Origin of the sequence: Saccharopolyspora karakumensis, from assembly GCF_004349225.1 — a bacterium.
GTDB classification, from domain to species: Bacteria; Actinomycetota; Actinomycetes; order Mycobacteriales; family Pseudonocardiaceae; genus Saccharopolyspora; species Saccharopolyspora endophytica.
In genome coordinates, this window is sequence record NZ_SMLA01000005.1 from 34,269 (window position 1) to 52,004 (window position 17,736).

Below are 17,736 nucleotides of genomic sequence, written 5' to 3' on the forward strand. Positions count from 1 at the left end.
CGAAGCTCGGGATCAGCCGATCTTGGCGATGTCCTTGGGTGTGTAGCGGGGGCGGGGGACGCGGAGCTTGCGGATCTGCATGGCGCGGGTGAAGGCGTACCAGCCCAGCGAGAACGGCCGGTCCTTGTGGTCCGGGAACTTGGCGCGGACCCGCTTGTTGACGTAGCGGCCCAGCAGCGTGCCCTCGACGACCATCATGATCAGCAGGGCCAGGCAGAACAGCGTCGCGTACTGCTGGATGAGCATGTTCTGCGCCAGCGTGGTGGCGAAGACGATCAGCACCAGCGGCATGAACAGGCCCATCAGGTGCCTGCGGGTGTCGACCAGGTCGCGGACGTGGGCGCGGACCGGGCCCTTGTCGCGCGGCATCAGGTAGCGGTCGTCGCCCTGCATCATGCGCTCGCGGCGCTCGGTGGCGGCTTTGCGGCGCTCGTCCTTGTTGCCCCGGGAGCGCTTGACCGCCTCGCGCTGCGTCATCGGCGGCGGCGGGACCGGGCCGCGCCGCCTGCCCTCGGCCTCGCGCCGCGAGGGCGTCGGCTTCCCCTTCTTGGGGGTGTGATTCTGCGCGCGCTCCTCCGCGGACTGCTCTGCGTCGTTCTCGGAGTCCGTGCTTGCGGTCTGCTCAGCGTTGCTGCGGCGAAGGAACCTCACCCCTCCAGGTTATTCGACGCGTCGAACGGGCTTGCAGGAGACCGTCCGGTTCGTCCCGCGCCTACCACGTCACACCTGATCCGGCCGTGCTTGTGCCACCATGTAGGGAGGAGACAACAACGTCCCCGGGTTCGCCCGCGGGAATACCCCGGATCCGGTCGTGGTTGAACGTCACGCCGGAATCGGAGAGCGAGACCACGAGGGAGTGTCCATGACCGCCCCGAACACTGTTACCGAGACCGAGGCGCCTGCCCACGGTGTCACGCTGACCGACTCTGCTGCCCAGAAGGCCAAGGCCCTGCTGGACCAGGAGGGTCGCGACGACATGCACCTGCGCATCGCCGTGCAGCCGGGTGGCTGCGCCGGTCTGCGCTACCAGCTCTTCTTCGACGAGCGCAGCCTCGACGGCGACGCGCGCCGCGACTTCGAGGGCCTCGGCGTGGTCGTCGACCGGATGAGCGCCCCGTACGTGGAGGGCGCGGTCATCGACTTCGTCGACTCCATCGAGAAGCAGGGCTTCACGATCGACAACCCCAACGCCGGCGGATCGTGCGCCTGCGGCGACTCGTTCCACTGACGAGCAACCCGTTCTGACAACGAGGCCGGCACCCGCTCGGGTGCCGGCCTCGTTGCTGTTCAGGCCGCGCTGACGACGCGGACGATCTCGTCGTCGAGCACGATCTCGTCGCCGTCGACGAGCTGGCGGCCGCGGCGGGTCTCCACCGCGCCGTTGACCATGACCAGGCCCTCTTCGAGCACGTCCTTGGCTTCGGCGCCGTGCTCGACCAGCCCGGACAGCTTGAGCAGCTGACCCAGCCGGATCATGTCGTCGGAGATCTCCACTTCGCGCATGCCCCCATTGTCTGCCGCCGCCCCCGGTCGCGGCGTGGGGGCACGACCAGTGGTCGTCGAGAGCGCTACTCTCGAATTTTCCGTCACCGTCCGTAGTGAATTGGAGGCGCGCTGTGTCAGTCGCAGTGACCGGAAGCATCGCCAGCGACCACCTGATGCACTTCCCCGGCAAGTTCACCGACCAGCTCGTCGCCGACAACCTGCAGCAGGTCTCGCTGAGCTTCCTCGTCGACGACCTGGTGGTGCGGCGGGGCGGTGCGGCGGCCAACATCGCCTTCGCGCTCGGAGTGCTCGGCAGGCGTCCGGTGCTGGTGGGTGCCGTGGGCGAGGACTTCGCCGACTACCGGTCGTGGCTGGAGCGCAACGGGGTGGACTGCGGTGGTGTCCACGTCTCCGAGTACGCCCACACCGCGCGGTTCGTGTGCACCACCGACCAGGCCTTCAACCAGATCGCCTCCTTCTACGCGGGGGCGATGTCCGAGGCGCGCAACATCGAACTGGCTCCGGTGCTCGCCGAGCGCGACGTCGACCTGGTGCTGATCAGCCCGAACGACCCCAAGGCCATGCTGCGGCACGCCGACGAGTGCAGGCACCGCGGCTACCGCTTCGCCAGCGACCCGTCGCAGCAGCTCGCGCGGCTGAGCGGCGAGGAGGTCCGGCGGATGGTCGAGGGCGCGGACTACCTGTTCACCAACCACTACGAGTGGGGTCTGCTGCTGCAGAAGACCGGCTGGAGCGAGGACGACGTGCGGTCGGTGGTCGGCGTCCGCGTCACCACGCTCGGAGCAGACGGGGCGGAGGTCGTCGAGCGCGACGGTCAGCGGCTGGAGGTGCCCGCCGTTCCCGAGGTGGCCCGCGCCGACCCGACGGGTGTCGGTGACGGTTTCCGCGCCGGCTTCCTCGCCGCCGTCGAGAGCGGGCTGTCTCTGGAGCGGGCCGCGCAGCTCGGCTCGCTGATCGCGGTGCACGTGCTCGAGGTGACCGGGACGCAGGAGTGGACCCTCGACCACGGCCGCGCCCGCAAGCGCTTCGCCGAGACCTACGGAGAGGACGCCGCGGCCGAGGTCACCGCCGCGCTACCGCTCGGATAGGCCCCGCGAGTCGCAATTCTTGCAAAAAATTGCGAAGTGTTATTGCTGGTGAATTGCTGGTTCCGTTGGCGTATTGACTTTACCTGCGCAAGAAAATGTGATCGTAGGCGTTCGCTCATCGCAGGAGATGCGAAGGAGAATGTCGATGCGATTAACGGTGCTAGCGCTGGCCGCGACCGTGGTCGGCACCGCCCTGGTGCCCGCCGCGTTCGGCCAGGAACGCGCTCCGGCGCCGGCCACCGCCCCCGTGGCCGGGCCGATCATCCAGATGTTCCAGTGGCCGTGGGATTCGGTCGCGAGTGAGTGCACGAACTTCCTGGGTCCGAAGGGGTTCGGCGCGGTCCAGGTGTCGCCGCCGCAGGAGCACGTCGTGCTCCCCGAGGCCGGTCACCCCTGGTACCAGGACTACCAGCCGGTCAGCTACCAGCTCGAAACCCGCCGCGGGAACCGCGAGCAGTTCGCCAACATGGTCAAGACCTGCAACGACGCAGGCGTGCACATCTACGCCGACGCCGTGGTCAACCACATGGCCGGTTCCGACGGCGACCACCCGGGCAGCGCGGGTTCGGAGTTCACCAAGTACGACTACCCCGGGACCTATTCGGACGCTGATTTCCACGACTGCCGCAGGGACATCGCCAACTACAACGACAAGTGGGAGGTCCGCAACTGCGAGCTCGTGGGGCTCGCCGACCTCAAGACCGAGAGCGACTGGGTCCGCCAGTCCGAGATCAAGTACCTCAACGACCTGATCAGCCTGGGCGTGTCCGGGTTCCGGGTGGACGGGGTCAAGCACATGCCGCCGGAGGACATCGGCGCGATCTTCGGCGGGCTCAACACCGTTCCCGGAACGGGCCAGAAGCCCTACGTGTTCCAGGAGGTCATCGCCGACTCCACGACCACGGCGGGGGAGTACGCCGGCAACGGTGACGTCACCGAGTTCGCCTACCAGGGCAAGGTCAGCGACGCGTTCAAGAACGGCTCGCTGGAGCAGCTCGACGGCTTCACCGACGAGATGCCGCTGCCCGCCGATCAGGCCGTGGTGTTCATCGACAACCACGACACCCAGCGCAGTTCGCCGACGCTGACCTACAAGGACGGCACGGCCTACGACCTGGCGGTGGGCTTCGAACTCGCCTACCCCTACGGCACGCCGCAGCTGATCTCGAGCTTCGCCTTCGACAACTCCGAGCAGGGCCCGCCCGCGGAGGCCGATGGCACGACCAAGCCCGCGAGCTGCGACGACCCGGCGTGGGTGTGCGAGCACCGGCGGCCGATCATCGCCGGGATGACCGGGTTCCACAACGCGGTCCAGGGCGCCCCGCTCACCGACTGGTGGGACAACGGCGGCGGCCAGATCGCGTTCGGTCGTCAGGACAAGGGCTTCGTGGCGATCAACCGCGAAGGAGGGGAGCTCTCGCAGGCCTTCCAGACCTCGTTGCCCGCGGGCAGCTACTGCGACGTGATGTCGGGTGAGCTCTCGAACGGTTCCTGCACCGGCCAGACCGTCGAGGTCGGTGAGGACGGGAAGTTCACCGCGACCGTGCCGGCGAACTCCGGTGTCGCGCTGCACGCCGGAGCAAAGCTCGGCTGATCGATGCCCGGCACGTGGGCTGTTCGGCTGCATTTGCCGAACTCCTGCGCGCCGGGCATATCCGAATTGATCTCATGTTCGTTGGGGGGGTTGATCCCACGTGGGCAGGAAGGGCGATTCGGATGCGACACAGGATTTGGGCGATAGGCGCGGCAGCGCTCATCGCGCTCGCGGCGGTACCGGCCTCCGCGACCGCTGACGAGCGGCGCGACGTGATGTTCGTCGGCAACAACTGGGACGGCACCGTCGATCTTCTCGACGCCGCCGACTTCGACAAGTACCAGCGCATCAATGTGGTCCCGGACCTCGACCAGCGGGTGCGCGAGATGACCCCGGACCAGCACGCGGCGATGCTGATCATCCGCGAAACCGCGGGTGAGGGTCATGACCAGCTGGTCGACGACATCGCGGTCTCCCCGGACGGCAAGACCATGTACGTCTCGCGGCCCAGCCTCGGCGACGTGGCCGCCTACGAGATCGCCACCGGCGAGCAGGTCTGGCGCACTCCCGTCGAGGGCTACCGATCCGACCACATGGCGCTGTCCCCGGACGGCACCGAACTGGCGGTCTCGGCGACCACCGCCAACATCGTGCAGCTGCTCAACCCCGCCGACGGCTCGGTCACCGGCAGCTTCCCGACCGGCGACTTCCCGCACGAGAACCGCTACTCCGCCGACGGCAAGACGCTGTACAACGCCACCATCGGCCGCGTGGTCATGCCCGACGACCCGGCGCTGGACGGTCTCAAGGGCAAGCGGCAGCTGACCATCGTGGACGCCGAGACCCAGCAGGTCCGCGACACCATCGACTTCGGCGTCGGCATCCGCCCGTTCCTGGTGACCCCCGACGGCAAGACGATGTACGCGCAGCTGTCGTTCCACAACGGCTTCGTCGAGTACAGCCTCGAGGAGAAGCGGGTCACCCGCACCGTGCACCTGCCGCTGTCCGAGGACGCGCAGCAGATGAAGCGCGAGGACTACCCGCTGGACTCCGCGCACCACGGCCTCAGCGCCAACGCCGACGGCACCAAGCTGTGCGACGCGGGCACGATCTCGGACTACGCGGCCATCGTGTCGGTCCCGTCGCTGACCACCGACGCCATCGTCCCGGTCGGCAAGAAGCCGTACTGGGCCGCGACCAGCCCCAACGGCCAGTACTGCTTCCTGTCCAACAGCGACAGCGACGACATCTCGGTGGTCGACTTCAACGGCACCGAGGAGACGGCCCGCATCCCCGTCGGTGACCACCCGCAACGAGTCCGCGGCTACGCGGTCCCCACCTCGGTCCTGCACGGCTGAGCGTGGAAGGGGGTGGAGGTGCCGACAGGGACTTCCACCCCCGCCCTCATGCCCGGGTGGCGAGCGCGATCATGCGGCGGTGCCCGGTGCCGAGGGCTTCGCCGTCCTCACCGCGGAACGCGACGTCGGTGAAACCCGCCTGGTGCAGCCAGCCGCGCAGCTCCGGCGCGGTGAACATGCGCACAGCGTGCGGGACGTGGCGAACCCGGCCGCCCCGGACCACCACCCGCTCGACGATCGAGCGCATGGTCAGCGGGTCCAAGCGGTGGTGGTCGATCATCATGTCGTCGCCGACCTCGTGCACCACCTGGGAACGGTAGCGGGGGAGCAGTTCGACGACGTCGTTCAGCTCCATCACCAATCGCCCGCCCGGCCGCAGCGCGCGATGGACCTCCGAGAGCACCCGGCGGTTGCCCGAGTCGGAGAAGTAGCCGAAGGCGGTGAACCAGTTCAGCACCGCGTCGAAGCGCTCCTGCCAGGGAAGCTCTCGCATGTCCCCGTCGACGTAGGTGACCTCCACGCCGAGCTCGGCGGCATCCGCGCGGGCGCGTCGCAGGAATGTGGCGGAGTTGTCCGAGCCGGTGACACGGCAGCCCATCGCGGCCAGCCGGTTGGACAGCCTGCCGTGCCCGCAGGCCAGGTCCAGGACCTCATCGCCCGGTGAGACCCCGAGCAGCCGCCGCACGAACTCCGATTCGGCCTGGGTGCGCTCGTCGATCAGCGGGCCGTAGAAGTGCAGGTAGTCGTCGTCGAACAGGCCCTCGGCATCGAATTCCGGTTCGTCGTCGGTGATTCCGACATCACTCATGACGACCACGGTGCCCAACACCGCGCCGGAGCACCACCGGTTTGGCGCCGGGTCAGCTCTCCGGGTCGAGGAGGGCTTCCGCGACTGCGGTGATGTCTTCGGGGCGCACCCGGCAGCAGCCGCCGACGAGCATGGCGCCGGCTGCGCGCCACTGGCGGGCCTGGCGCGGAGACAGGCGGGGATCGCCGGTCCAGGCGTGGTGCTCGGCGTCCCACCCCTCGCCGCTGTTGGGGTAGGCGACGAGCGGCTTTCCCGTTGCGGCCCGGGCGGTTTCGAGCGCGGGCAGGACGTCCTCGGGATTCGAGCAGTTGATGCCGATCGCGTGGATCGCGTCGGATCCGGCCAGGGCGAAGGCGTCGGCGAGCGGTTGGCCGGCGCGGGTGCGGTCGCCGTCGACGGTGAACGACAGCCACGCCGGCACTCCCAGGCCGGCGACGGCTTCGACGAGGACCTCGGCTTCCTCGACGTCCGGGATGGTCTCCAGCGCGAGGATGTCCGGGGCGGCATCGGCCAGCGTCTCCAAGCGCGGCAGGTGGAACTCCCGCAGCTCGTGCTGGGTCAGCCCGTAGTCGCCCCGGTATTCGGAGCCGTCGGCCAGGGTCGCGCCGTACGGGCCGATGGAGGCGGCGACCCACCGGTGCTCGCCGGGCTCGACCTCACCGGCCAGCCGCGCCAGCTCGACGCTGCGGCGCAGCAGCCGCTCGGCACCGGCGCGGTCGAGACCGCGCTCGGCGAAGCCCTCGTACGACGCCTGGTAGCTGGCGGTGGTGGCGATGTCGGCGCCCGCCCGGTAGAAGGCGGCGTGCGCGGCGACGATCTCCTCCGGGGCATCGGCCAGCAGGCGTGCCGACCACAGCGCGTCGGTGAGCTCGTGCCCCATCGCCTCCAGCTCCGTGGCTAACCCGCCGTCGAGCACCAGCGGTCGATCGACCCTGAATCCCTGCATGCCGTCCAGCGTAGTGGTGTTCCGGAGGGCGGACCCCCTTGAAACCCGGCGTGGGGAGATCCGAATGTCGCGCGAAGTTCGACCCCGGAACTCCGGACTCGAACTTCGCGCGAAGTTCGAACGGCTCAGCCCTTCACGCTGCCCGCCGCCAGCCCGGAGACCAGGAAGCGCTGCACGGCGTAGAACACGATCACCGCCGGGATCGCGACCAGCACCGACGCCGCCGCGAGGTGACCCCACTCCGCCCGGTTCTGCTGGACGAAGACCTGCAGACCGACCGCGAGCGTCTTGGACTCGTCGGTGGCCGACAGGAACGCCGAGGCGAAGGCGACCTCGCTCCAGGCGACGATGAACGAGTAGAAGCCGGTCACCGCCAGGCCCGGGCGGGCCAGCGGCAGCACCAGCCGCCAGAACACGCCGAGCGGTGAGAGCCCGTCGACCCGCCCGGCCTCGTCGATGTCGGCCGGGATGCCGTCGAAGTAACCCTTGAGCATGAACGTGCAGAACGGGATCGCGGTGCTGCAGTAGACCAGCACCAGTCCGAGCGCGCTGCCCTGCAACCCCAGCTTGAGCAGGATGTTGTAGAGCGGCACGATCAGCACCGCGAACGGGAACATCTGCACGACCAGGAACGACAGCAGCAGCCAGTGCCTGCCGGGGAACCGGAACCGGCTCAGCGCGTAGGCGGTGGTCGCCGCCAGCAGCACGCCGAGCACGGTGGTCAGCGCCGCGATCAGCACCGAGTTGCCGAACCACGCCAGGAACGAGCCCTTCGCGCCGGTGAGCACGTCGGCGTAGTTGTCCAGGCTGGAGTCGTTGACCAGCGACGGCGTCGCCTCGATCGCCTTCGCGTCCGGCTTGAACGACACCACCACGACCCAGAACACCGGGAACACCGCGATCAGCGACGCCGCGCTCAGCGCGCCGTGCAACCCGATGCTCGCCAGGGTCGAGCGGCGGCCCCGGCCGCGCGGGCGAGCGGCGGCCGAGGACGCCCGCAGGGACGCTGCGTCGATGCTCATCAGAGCTCCTCTCCCTGCCGCGCCATCGCGCGGCGGTAGATCGCGGCGAAGACCAGCAGCACCGACAGGATCAGCACGCCGTAGGTGGAGGCGATGGCGTAATCCCTGGTCGCGCCGGAGAAGAACCGCTCGAAGGCGTAGGTCACCAGAATCCGGGTGTGCGGGTTGTTGCCGGTGATCAGGTAGATGACCGGGAACATGTTGAACGTCCAGATCACCCCGAGCAGCACCACGCTGCTCGACACCGGGCGCAGGCCGGGCATCGTCACGTTGACGAACCGCTGCCAGGGCGTGGCCCCGTCCATCTCGGCGGCCTCGTAGAGGTCCGACGGGATGGCCTGCAGCCCGCCGAGCAGGGCGACCATCATGAACGGCACGCCCAGCCACACGTTGACCGCGATCACCGACACCAGCGCCAGGTCCGACTGCCCGAGCCACACCTGACCGGGCAGCCCGAGGGTCTCCAGCACCCAGTTGACCAGGCCGTAGTCCGCGTTGAGCAGGTACCGCCAGGCGAAGGCGCTGATGAACACCGGCACCGCCCACGGCAGGATCAGCAGCACCCGGTACAGCCCGCGCCCGCGCATCCGCCGGTTGAGCAGCATCGCCAGGCCCAGGCCGATGCCGTAGTGGCAGACCACGCACGCGAAGGTCCAGATCACGGTGCGCACCAGCGTCGCCCAGAACGAGCCGAACGCCGCCGAGCCGGACAGCACGTTGAGGTAGTTGTCCCAGCCGACGAAGGAGTAGCGCGCCTCGCGGTCCAGGACCGGGTTGGCGATGGTGGTGTCGTTGATGTCGGTGAACCCGAAGTACACGCCCTGCAGCAGCGGCAGCACGACCAGCAGCGCGAGGACCGCGACCACCGGCAGCACCATCGCGTATCCGAACCGGTACCGGGCGAGGAAGTCCCGCATGATCAGCGCTTCGCGTAGTCGGTGAGGATCGTGGACTGGTAGGTCTGCGCCAGCTCGTCCAGCGCCGCCCGGGTCTGCTTGCGGCCGGACAGGACGTCGCCGTAGGCGGTCTGCAGCGGCTCCAGCAGCTCGCTGTTCTGCGGGATCCACGCGCGGCTGTGCGTGGTCGCCGCCAGCGGGCGGAACGCGGTGACGATCGGGTTGGCCGCCACCGCCGGGTCGTCGTAGGCGGACTTGCGGGTGGGCAGCAGACCCAGCTCCGCGGCGATCTTCGCCTGTCCGGCGGTGCTGCTCATGCAGGCGACGAACTTCTGCGAGGCCTCGGGCGCGTCGCTGCCCTGCCGGATCACGTAGTCGTGGCCTCCCACCGGCGACGGGGTCGCCGAGCCGGGAACCGGTGCGATGCCCAGGTTGGCGGGGTCGGCGAACTCCGGGGAGGCGGTGAACTCCGAGACCGCCCACGGGCCGTCGATGACCATGGCCGTCTCGCCGGTGGTGAACGCGGTCTTCATGCTGGTGTAGGAGTTGGGCTGGTCGAGGGAGGTGCGGGCGGCCTTGGCGTCGAGCAGGTCCTTGGCGACCTGCACGCCGCGCACGGTCTCCGGGGAGTTGACGGTGATCATCCGCGCGTCGGGGTTCACCAGGTCACCGCCGTGCGTGTAGACGAACGGCAGCGCGTAGTACTCGTCGTTGTTGAGGAACAGGGCGTTCTCGCCGCCCAGCTTCGGGGCGATGGCCTTGAGCTCGTCCCAGTTCTGCGGCGGTTCCACGCCGGCGGCGTCGAGCTTGCGCTTGTTGTAGAACAGCGCGAGCGCGTCGGTGACCTGCGGAACGGCGTAGGTCTTGCCCTCGAACTTCGTGGATTCCAGCGTGTTCGGCAGGAAGTCGTCGGTGCCGGCGGCCAGCGGCGTGCCGGAGAGGTCCTGGATGAGGCCGGCCTGCGCGAGCTGCGAGACCCAGCCGACGTCGGCGCGCAGCACGTCCGGGCCCTGCCCGCCTTGCGCCGCGGTCTTGTAGTTGTTCAGCGCCTGGTCGAAGGACACCGTCTCCACTCGTACCTGGTAGCCGCCGGTGCGGCCGCACTCCTGGGCGACTTCGCTGAACACCGCGCTTTCCGCCGATCCGCTGGTGTCCCAGTACACGACCTGGTTCGCATCGCCCGTCGAACCGCCGCACCCGGTGAGTGTGAGGGCTCCGACCAGGCCCAGGGCAGCGATGACCGTGGCCTTGGGTCTCATTTCCAGACCTCCTGTTGTGCAATTTTTTGCAAACGACTGGCATTAGATTGCATACCCAGATCGTGATGCCAGTCAAGGTGTTCGAGCAGAAGTGGACAGATTCCGGCAACGGGTACCGGCAACTCATTGCAAATTGTTGCTAAGCCGTGCAGTATCGTGTCGAGAACCATCGGAGTGGGAGGAGTCCGGCGTTGGCGGGTCTGGCCGAGATCGCGGAAGCGGCCGGGGTGAGCGTGTCCACGGTGAGCCGCGTGCTCAACCGCAAGTCCGGCATCGCCGAGGAGACCCGGCAACGCGTGCTCGACGTGCTCAACCAGCTGCCGCACACCGCCCGGGGCGTCGGCGCCCTGCGGCGCACGGGAGTGATCGGTCTGCTGGTGCCGGAGCTGTCCAACCCGGTGTTCCCCGCCTTCGCCGAAGCGCTGGAAAGCCGTGCCTCGCAAGCGGGTTACGCCTCGTTGCTGTGCAACACGCGCGCGGCGATGAGCGAGCGGGAGTACGTCCAGATGCTCCAGGCGCGCGGCGTCGAGGGCATGATCTTCGTGTCGCCGGAGATCGCCAACCCGGACAACGATGAGCGCCGCACCCGCGGCTACTACGAGGAGCTGGCCGAGGGCGTCCGGATGGTGTTCGTCAACGGCGGCGCCCCGAGCTTGGACGTCCCCGACATCACCGTCGACGAGCACCTCGCCGGCCACACCGCCGCGCGGCACCTGCTGGAGCTGGGGCACCGCCGCATCGGCTTCGTGAGCGGCCCGTCGCGCGCGCTGCCGTCCCGGCTCAAGCGCGCGGGCTGGGCCGCGGCCCTGGAGGAAGCCGGCGTCGAACCGGCCGCCGAACTCGTCGCGCACGGCTCGTTCTCCGCCGAAGGCGGTGCCGAGGCGATGTCGCGGCTGCTCGGCGGTCCGCAGCCCACGGCGGTGCTGTGCTCGTCGGACGTGATGGCGCTGGGCGCGATGGCGGAGGCCAAGAGGCGCGGGCTGAGCACGCCGGAGGACATCTCGGTGGTCGGCTTCGACGACATCCCGCTGGCCGCCTACTGCCAACCGGCGCTGACGACCCTGGCCCAGCCCATCCGCGACATGGCCGTCGCCGCCGTCGACGAGCTCGTGCGCCAGCTCGACCCCGACGGCGACGAGCGCGGCTCGACCAGCTTCAGCCGGATGTTCCGGCCCAGCCTGATCGTCCGGGAGTCCACTCGGGAGCGTTGACGCTCGAAGTCCTGCCCGGCCGGTTCAGACCAGAACCGCCCGCACTCCGGAAAGGGAGCAGCATGTCTTGGTGGCGTGACGCCGTGGTGTACCAGATCTACGTGCGCAGCTTCGCCGACGGCGACGGCGACGGGATCGGCGACCTCGCCGGAGCGCGGGAGCGACTGCCGCACCTCGTGGAGCTGGGCGTCGACGCGATCTGGCTGACCCCGTTCTACCCCTCGCCGATGGCCGACGGCGGTTACGACGTCGCCGACCACTGCGGCGTCGACCCGCTCTTCGGCGACCTCGGCGACTTCGACGCCCTGCTCGCCCAGGCCCACGACGCCGGTCTGCGCGTGCTGGTCGACGTCGTCCCGAACCACACCTCCGACCAGCACGCGTGGTTCGCCGAAGCTCTGGCCGCCCAACCGGGTTCGGCCGAGCGCGACCGCTACCTGTTCCGCGAGGGCCGCGGCGACGAGCCGCCGAACGACTGGGAATCGATCTTCGGCGGCCCGGCCTGGACCCGGCTGCCCGACGGGCAGTGGTACCTGCACCTGTTCGCACCCGAACAGCCGGACCTGAACTGGCGGAACCCGCAGGTGCGCGCGGACTTCCGCAAGGTGCTCGAGTTCTGGCTGGACCGCGGCGTCGACGGGTTCCGCATCGACGTCGCGCACGGCATGATCAAGCACCCCGACCTGCCCGACACCGGTCGCAGCGAGCAGATCTCCCTGCTGGGCAAGGGAGAACTGCCGTACTTCGACCAGGACGAGGTGCACGAGATCTACCGCGACTGGCGCGCGCTGCTCGACACCTACCCTGGCGGGCGGATCGGCGTCGCCGAGGCGTGGGCGTCCACCCAGGAGCGGTTGGCCCGCTACGTCCGGCCCGACGAGCTGCACCAGGCGTTCAACTTCGCGCTGCTGGAGGCGCCCTGGTCGGCGGGGGAGTTCGGGAAGGTCGTCACCGAATCCCTGGCCACCACCGCTCGAGTCGGTGCGACCACCACGTGGGTGCTGGGCAACCACGACGTCCAGCGCCCGGTGACCCGCTACGGCGACGGCGAGCCCGGCCTGTCGCGCGCCCGCGCGGCGGCGCTGTTCAGCTTCGCTCTCCCCGGCTCGGTCTACGTCCACCAGGGCGAGGAGCTGGGGTTGCCCGAGGTGCTGGACCTGCCAGACGAGGTTCGCCAGGACCCGATCTGGACCCGGTCCGGCGGCACCGATGTCGGCCGCGACGGTTGCCGCGTGCCGCTGCCGTGGTCCGGTGACGAGCCGCCGTTCGGCTTCGGTCCCGGCGGGAGCTGGCTCCCCGCGCCGCGGGAGTGGGCGTCGTCCACGGTGGAGGCCCAACGCGCCGCCCCGGGCTCGGTGCTGAGCCTCTACCGCTCGGCGTTGGCGCTGCGCCGCGAACTGGCCGTGCTCGGTGACGGGGAGTTGACCTGGTTGGACGCTCCGGACCAGGTGCTGGCGTTCGCCCGCGAGCCGGGTTTCGCGTGCGCCACCAACTTCGGCGAAACCCCGGTCAACCTCGACCTCCCCGGTGACCTGCTGCTCCGCAGCGACGGCGCCGAGGTCTGGACGGGAGAGCTGCCGCCGAACACCACCGCGTGGCTGGAGTTCGGGAGTTCGGGAAGAAGTAACCAAGAATCGTCCTAGTGGGTCTATTTCGGCCCGAACGACCGTGGTCGCATGTGAGACCAACGACACGGAGGTGACTCGCATGATGCGACGATTAGCAACGACCATGGCAGCGGCGGCGCTGTCCGCCGTCGCCGTGGTCGGTTCCCAGGCGCCGGCGTCCGCCGCGCCGAACTTCCAGGTGCCCTTCAAGTGCGGCGTCGAGGTCACCGCCGCCACCTTCAGCGGGCACAGCCCGGCCAACTCGGTCGACTTCCAGCGCGAGGGCATCACCGGCATGGCCGTCCTCGCTTCCGCCGGAGGCACCGTGACCAGGTCGGAGAGCGAAGGCGACACCAGCTACGGGCGGTGGATCGAACTCGACCACGGCAACGGCTGGCGCACCCGCTACGCCCACCTGTCCAGCCAGGCCGTCTCGGTCGGCGAGAAGGTGTCGGCGGGCGGCAAGATCGGCGAGGCCGGCGCCACCGGCGGAGTCACCGGCCCCCACCTGCACTACGAGCAGATCCTCGACGGCGCCGACCGCAAGGTCGTCCTCAACGGCAAGGCCGTCCCGTACTACGACCACACCCCTTTCACCAGCAAGAACAACTGCTGATTTCCCCCTGGGGGCATGAGAACGGCCGGTCCACCTCCAGCGAGGTGAACCGGCCGTTTCGTGGATCCGTGGTCAGAGGCGCACGGGGTAGTGGGGTTCGGGGACCTCGGGGGAGAGGCGGCCCTCGATGAAGATGGCGTGCCAGAGCATGAAGACCAGCAGGGCCCAGAGGCGGCGGCTGTGGTCGAGGACGCCGGAGCGGTGCTCCTCCAGCAGCTGCAGGATCGCTCGGCGGTCCAGCAGGTGATCGGTCTGGGACTGCTGGATGATGTTGCGCGCCCAGTCGTGCATCTCGTCCTTGAGCCAGAGCCGGATCGGCACCGGGAAGCCGAGCTTGCGCCGGTTGAGCACGTGCGCCGGGACGACCTGGTACAGCGCCTGGCGCAGCGCGTACTTGGTGGTCTCGCTGGTGATCTTCTGCTCCAGCGGCACCGTGCTGGCCACCCGGAAGACCTCGTTGTCGAGGAACGGGACCCGCAGCTCCAGCGAGTTGGCCATGGTCACCTTGTCGGCCTTGACCAGGATGTCGCCGCGCAGCCACGTGAACAGGTCCACGTGCTGCATCCGGGTCACCGGGTCCCAGTCCTTCGACAGGCTGTACGGGCCACCGGTGACGTCCTTGTGCGACACGCCCGGGTCGAAGGCGCGCATGATGTTGCGCAGCTGGTCGTCCCGGAAGATGCGCGCGTTGCCGTAGTAGCGCTCCTCCAGGTCCAGCGAACCGCGGCGCAGCAGGTCCTTGCCGCGCACGCCCTCCGGGATGCGGCTGGAGACCTTGCCCATCGCCTTGCGCAGCGCGCCCGGCACCTTCTCGAACGGTGCCAGCGACAGCGGCTCGCGGTAGATCGTGTAGCCGCCGAAGAGCTCGTCGGCGCCCTCGCCGGAGAGCACCACCTTCACGTGCTGGCGGGCCTCGCGGGCGATGAACCACAGCGGGACCAGCGCCGGGTCGGCCACCGGGTCGTCGAGGTACCAGATGATCAGCGGCAGCGCCTCCATCATCTCCTCGGCGGAGACGGTGCGGACCACGTGCTTGACGCCGATCGCCGCGGCCGACTCGGCGGCCACGTCCACCTCCGAGTAGCCCTGCCGCTCGAAGCCGGTGGTGAAGGTGATCAGGTTCGGGTTGTGCTCCTTGGCCAGCGCCGCGATCGCCGTGGAGTCGATGCCGCCCGACAGGAACGAGCCGACGGTCACGTCCGCGCGCATGTGCTTGGCGACCGAGTCGCGCATCACATCGACGATCTCGTTCTGCAGCCGCCGCACGTCGGCGTCGGTGTTGGCCGGGCGCGGCCGGAAGTTCGGCTGGAAGTACCGCTCGGTCACCAGCTGCCCGCCCGGCGAGACGGTGAACGAGGTGCCCGACTCGATCCGGCGGATCTGCCGGTGCAGCGACTCGGGCTCCGGCACGTACTGGAGCACGAAGTAGTGCTGCAGCGCCTTGTGGTCGAGCTCCTCGCCGATCTTGAGCGTGTTGGCCAGGCTGAGCAGGCTCTTCTTCTCGCTGGCGAAGGCCGTGCCGCCGGGTCCGGTGGCGTAGAACAGCGGCTTGATGCCGAACGGGTCGCGCGCGCCGTAGACCACCTTGCGCTCGCTGTCCCAGATCATGAACGCGAACATGCCGCGCAGCCGGCCGACCGAGTGCGGTCCCATGTAGTGGTAGGCGGCGACGATGACCTCGGTGTCGCCGTCGGTGGCGAAGCGGGCGCCGTACTGCTCGATGAGCTCGGCGCGCAGCTCCAGGTAGTTGTAGATCTCACCGTTGAACGTGATGGTGTAGCGCCGCGGGTTCTCCGGCGGTCCCCAGGTCAACGGCTGGTGGGAGTGCTCAAGGTCGATGATGGACAGCCGGTTGAAGCCGAGGACGACTTCACCGCCCTGCCACGTGTCGCTCTCGTCCGGTCCCCGGTGTCGTTGACAGGGCAGCGCGTTGGCCACGGCGTTCACGCTGTAACCGGCAGATTCTTCAGTGGGACAGATGAGTCCAAGCAGGCCGCACACGCGTCTCGTGCACCTCTCCGAGTCGGGGGGAAAAGGCTGGCTCCAGTATGCAGAACCCTGGCCCGCGCGCTGCACGCGCGTGGTGGGGAGCGGTTCGTGGTCGTTGTGCGTGGCGGTGCGGGTGGCGGAACCTGAGCGGCTCCGTGGACTCCGCGCGCCACTCCTTGAGTATGTCGATACGCGGCGTCGCGGCGTGCTCGCCACGAAGCCGCTCAGAACCCCCGGCGGTGCAGGCTGCTCAGGTGGTCGCCAGAAGGAGAAAGCGGCTCCGCCGCTTCGAGACGAGCCCTGAGCGAGCGATCGACGCCCCCGGAGCAGTATCGCGGCTACACCTGGGCTAGGCTCTGCCCAGGATTCCGGCGGCGGATCTGCGGTTGCCTGCGGGCGAACGGGGATCGACCAAGCCGCTTCGGTGAGTTTTGCACGAGGAGGCGTCGCGCAGTGGGCCTGAAGGAGGGGACCCGAGTGCCACGGCTGGTCAAGGTCGCTGGTCTGATCGGCCTGGTTGGTGTCGCGGCCACTGGCTGCACGACCGACGAGGTCCTGCGGTTCGGATGGCCAGAGGGTGTCACCCCGCAGGCCGAGGCGATGCGGAACCTGTGGACCTGGTCGGTGATCGCAGCACTCGCGGTCGGTGTGTTGGTGTGGGGACTGATCTTCTGGTCGGTCGCTTTCCACCGCAAGAAGAAGAACGACGAGGAACTGCCGCGTCAGTTCCAGTACAACCTGCCGCTCGAGCTCATCTACACGGCGATTCCGTTCGTGCTGGTGGTCGTGCTGTTCTACTTCACGGCGGTCACGCAGAACACGGTTCTGGCCAAACCGGCGAAGCCGGACCAGACCGTGAACGTGATCTCGTTCCAGTGGAACTGGGAGTTCAACTACCCCGGTTACAAGACGCCGGACGGGCAGCCGGTGCGCACCGTCGGCAGCAGCAGCGAGATCCCGCTGCTGGTCGTGCCGGTCGGGCAGCGCGTCGAGTACCACATCAGGTCCACCGATGTGATCCACTCGTTCTTCGTCCCGGAGTGGCACTTCAAGCGGGACACCTTCCCGTACCCGGAGAAGAACAACCAGGACAACGTCTTCCAGAACACCGTTGAGCGGGAAGGCTCGTTCGTGGGCCGGTGCGCCGAGCTGTGCGGCACCTACCACGCGATGATGAACTTCGAGGTCCGGGCGCTGTCGCCGGACAAGTTCGACCGGTACATGCAGCTGCGCACCCAGGTGAACCCGCAGACGGGGCAGACCTACACCGCTGCCGAGGCTCTCGGCGCGATGAACTGCGGTGAGCTGTGCACGCCGCACGCGGTGACCGGTGTTCCGTTCAACACCGACCGCACCGGTGGCGTGCCCTCCGGCATCGGGACGAACAGCTAGGGGTGCCCTCGACAGGGCGTACGGCGTGAGAGCGAGGACTCCATGAAGGTCGAATCGAAGATCTTCAACATCATCACCGTTTTCTTCTTCCTGTCCGCAGTCGTCTACGGCGTCTGGGCCAAGGAGCCGGTGGGCACCGTGGCGCTGGTCCTGGTCGGCGGTCTGTCCTTGATCATCGGCAGCTACTTCTCCTTCGTGGCTCGCCGGATCGAGGAGCGTCCCGAGGACAACCCGGACGCGGAGATCAGCGACGGTGCTGGTGAGCTGGGCTTCTTCAGCCCGGGCAGCTACTGGCCGGTCGGCCTGGCTGCCGGTGCGGCGTTCGCGGGCATCGCCTTGGCGTTCTTCCACGTCTGGATGATCGTGCTCGCGGTCGGCTTCCTGCTGATCATGGTCGCCGGGCTGGTGTTCGAGTACCACACCGGTCAGAGCAGCCACTGACGCAAGAGAACGTGAAAGGCCCCTCGGTCGCGACCGAGGGGCCTTTTCGCATCTAGGATCTCG

General features: G+C 68.7%; 16 protein-coding genes and 1 pseudogene. 9 read left to right on the forward strand and 8 right to left on the reverse strand.

Features of this window, described 5'->3' with window-relative positions; translation table 11 throughout:
* Positions 1-12: 12 nt before the first annotated feature.
* The gene (locus E1202_RS05025; RefSeq protein WP_132681379.1) at positions 13-651 is read right to left on the reverse strand and encodes a DUF3043 domain-containing protein; all 639 of its coding nucleotides are present in this window, start codon (positions 649-651) and stop codon (positions 13-15) included.
* 211 nt (positions 652-862) lie between these two features.
* Between E1202_RS05025 and E1202_RS05030 the strand changes: the two genes are divergently transcribed.
* Positions 863-1,228: a HesB/IscA family protein gene (locus E1202_RS05030; protein WP_132620441.1), complete on the forward strand. Its 366-nt coding sequence runs from the start codon at positions 863-865 to the stop codon at positions 1,226-1,228.
* Positions 1,229-1,287: 59 nt separating this feature from the next.
* On the opposite strand, the gene E1202_RS05035 is transcribed toward E1202_RS05030, so the two are convergent.
* Positions 1,288-1,503 carry an RNA-binding S4 domain-containing protein gene (locus E1202_RS05035; protein ID WP_132681380.1) on the reverse strand — a complete coding sequence of 72 codons (216 nt, stop codon included), beginning with the start codon at positions 1,501-1,503 and terminating at the stop codon, positions 1,288-1,290.
* A 155-nt stretch (positions 1,504-1,658) separates the two neighbouring features.
* Here E1202_RS05035 and E1202_RS05040 point away from each other — a divergent pair, with 155 nt between their 5' ends.
* From E1202_RS05040 to E1202_RS05050, 3 genes are all read left to right on the forward strand, one after another.
* On the forward strand, positions 1,659-2,594 hold the full coding sequence (locus tag E1202_RS05040) for a carbohydrate kinase family protein (protein WP_132681516.1): 936 nt from the start codon (positions 1,659-1,661) through the stop codon (positions 2,592-2,594).
* 145 nt (positions 2,595-2,739) lie between these two features.
* Positions 2,740-4,188, forward strand: a complete 1,449-nt coding sequence (locus E1202_RS05045) for an alpha-amylase (RefSeq protein WP_132681381.1) — start codon at positions 2,740-2,742, stop codon at positions 4,186-4,188.
* A gap of 122 nt (positions 4,189-4,310) precedes the next feature.
* A complete protein-coding gene (locus E1202_RS05050) occupies positions 4,311-5,486 on the forward strand; it encodes a YncE family protein (protein ID WP_132681382.1) in 1,176 nt (391 codons plus the stop codon).
* A gap of 46 nt (positions 5,487-5,532) precedes the next feature.
* Here E1202_RS05050 and E1202_RS05055 read toward each other — a convergent pair whose 3' ends face one another.
* The 5 genes from E1202_RS05055 to E1202_RS05075 all read right to left on the reverse strand — a co-directional run bounded on the left by E1202_RS05055 (position 5,533) and on the right by E1202_RS05075 (position 10,417).
* Positions 5,533-6,294, reverse strand: a complete 762-nt coding sequence (locus tag E1202_RS05055; protein ID WP_132681383.1) for a class I SAM-dependent methyltransferase — start codon at positions 6,292-6,294, stop codon at positions 5,533-5,535.
* A gap of 52 nt (positions 6,295-6,346) precedes the next feature.
* Complete coding sequence (mmuM, locus tag E1202_RS05060) at positions 6,347-7,240, reverse strand: homocysteine S-methyltransferase (RefSeq protein ID WP_132681384.1); 894 nt, start codon at positions 7,238-7,240, stop codon at positions 6,347-6,349.
* A gap of 125 nt (positions 7,241-7,365) precedes the next feature.
* A complete protein-coding gene (locus E1202_RS05065; RefSeq protein WP_132681385.1) occupies positions 7,366-8,262 on the reverse strand; it encodes a sugar ABC transporter permease in 897 nt (298 codons plus the stop codon).
* Positions 8,262-9,179 (reverse strand): carbohydrate ABC transporter permease, encoded by a 918-nt coding sequence (locus tag E1202_RS05070; RefSeq protein ID WP_132681386.1) that lies wholly within the window; start codon positions 9,177-9,179, stop codon positions 8,262-8,264. Before E1202_RS05070 ends, E1202_RS05065 begins: the two co-directional genes overlap by 1 nt.
* 2 nt (positions 9,180-9,181) lie before the next feature.
* Entirely contained in the window at positions 9,182-10,417 is a 1,236-nt protein-coding gene (locus E1202_RS05075; protein ID WP_132681387.1) for an extracellular solute-binding protein, read from the reverse strand.
* Between the two features lie 191 nt (positions 10,418-10,608).
* On the opposite strand from E1202_RS05075, the gene E1202_RS05080 reads away from it, so the two are divergent.
* The 3 genes and pseudogenes from E1202_RS05080 to E1202_RS05090 form a co-directional block, all read left to right on the forward strand.
* Entirely contained in the window at positions 10,609-11,628 is a 1,020-nt protein-coding gene (locus tag E1202_RS05080) for a LacI family DNA-binding transcriptional regulator (protein ID WP_132681388.1), read from the forward strand.
* Between the two features lie 62 nt (positions 11,629-11,690).
* On the forward strand, positions 11,691-13,271 hold the full coding sequence (locus E1202_RS05085) for a glycoside hydrolase family 13 protein (protein ID WP_132681389.1): 1,581 nt from the start codon (positions 11,691-11,693) through the stop codon (positions 13,269-13,271).
* 67 nt (positions 13,272-13,338) lie between these two features.
* A pseudogene (locus E1202_RS05090) lies at positions 13,339-13,848 on the forward strand (M23 family metallopeptidase); the annotation flags it as partial.
* Between the two features lie 75 nt (positions 13,849-13,923).
* On the opposite strand, the gene asnB reads toward E1202_RS05090, so the two are convergent.
* Complete coding sequence (gene asnB, locus E1202_RS05095; RefSeq protein ID WP_132681391.1) at positions 13,924-15,852, reverse strand: asparagine synthase (glutamine-hydrolyzing); 1,929 nt, start codon at positions 15,850-15,852, stop codon at positions 13,924-13,926.
* 441 nt (positions 15,853-16,293) lie between these two features.
* Here asnB and ctaC point away from each other — a divergent pair, with 441 nt between their 5' ends.
* Positions 16,294-17,232, forward strand: coding sequence for an aa3-type cytochrome oxidase subunit II (gene ctaC / locus E1202_RS05100; protein ID WP_207918470.1), 939 nt, complete (start codon positions 16,294-16,296; stop codon positions 17,230-17,232).
* A 42-nt stretch (positions 17,233-17,274) separates the two neighbouring features.
* Positions 17,275-17,673 carry a cytochrome c oxidase subunit 4 gene (locus tag E1202_RS05105; RefSeq protein ID WP_132672549.1) on the forward strand — a complete coding sequence of 133 codons (399 nt, stop codon included), beginning with the start codon at positions 17,275-17,277 and terminating at the stop codon, positions 17,671-17,673.
* The last annotated feature ends 63 nt before the right edge of the window (positions 17,674-17,736 follow it).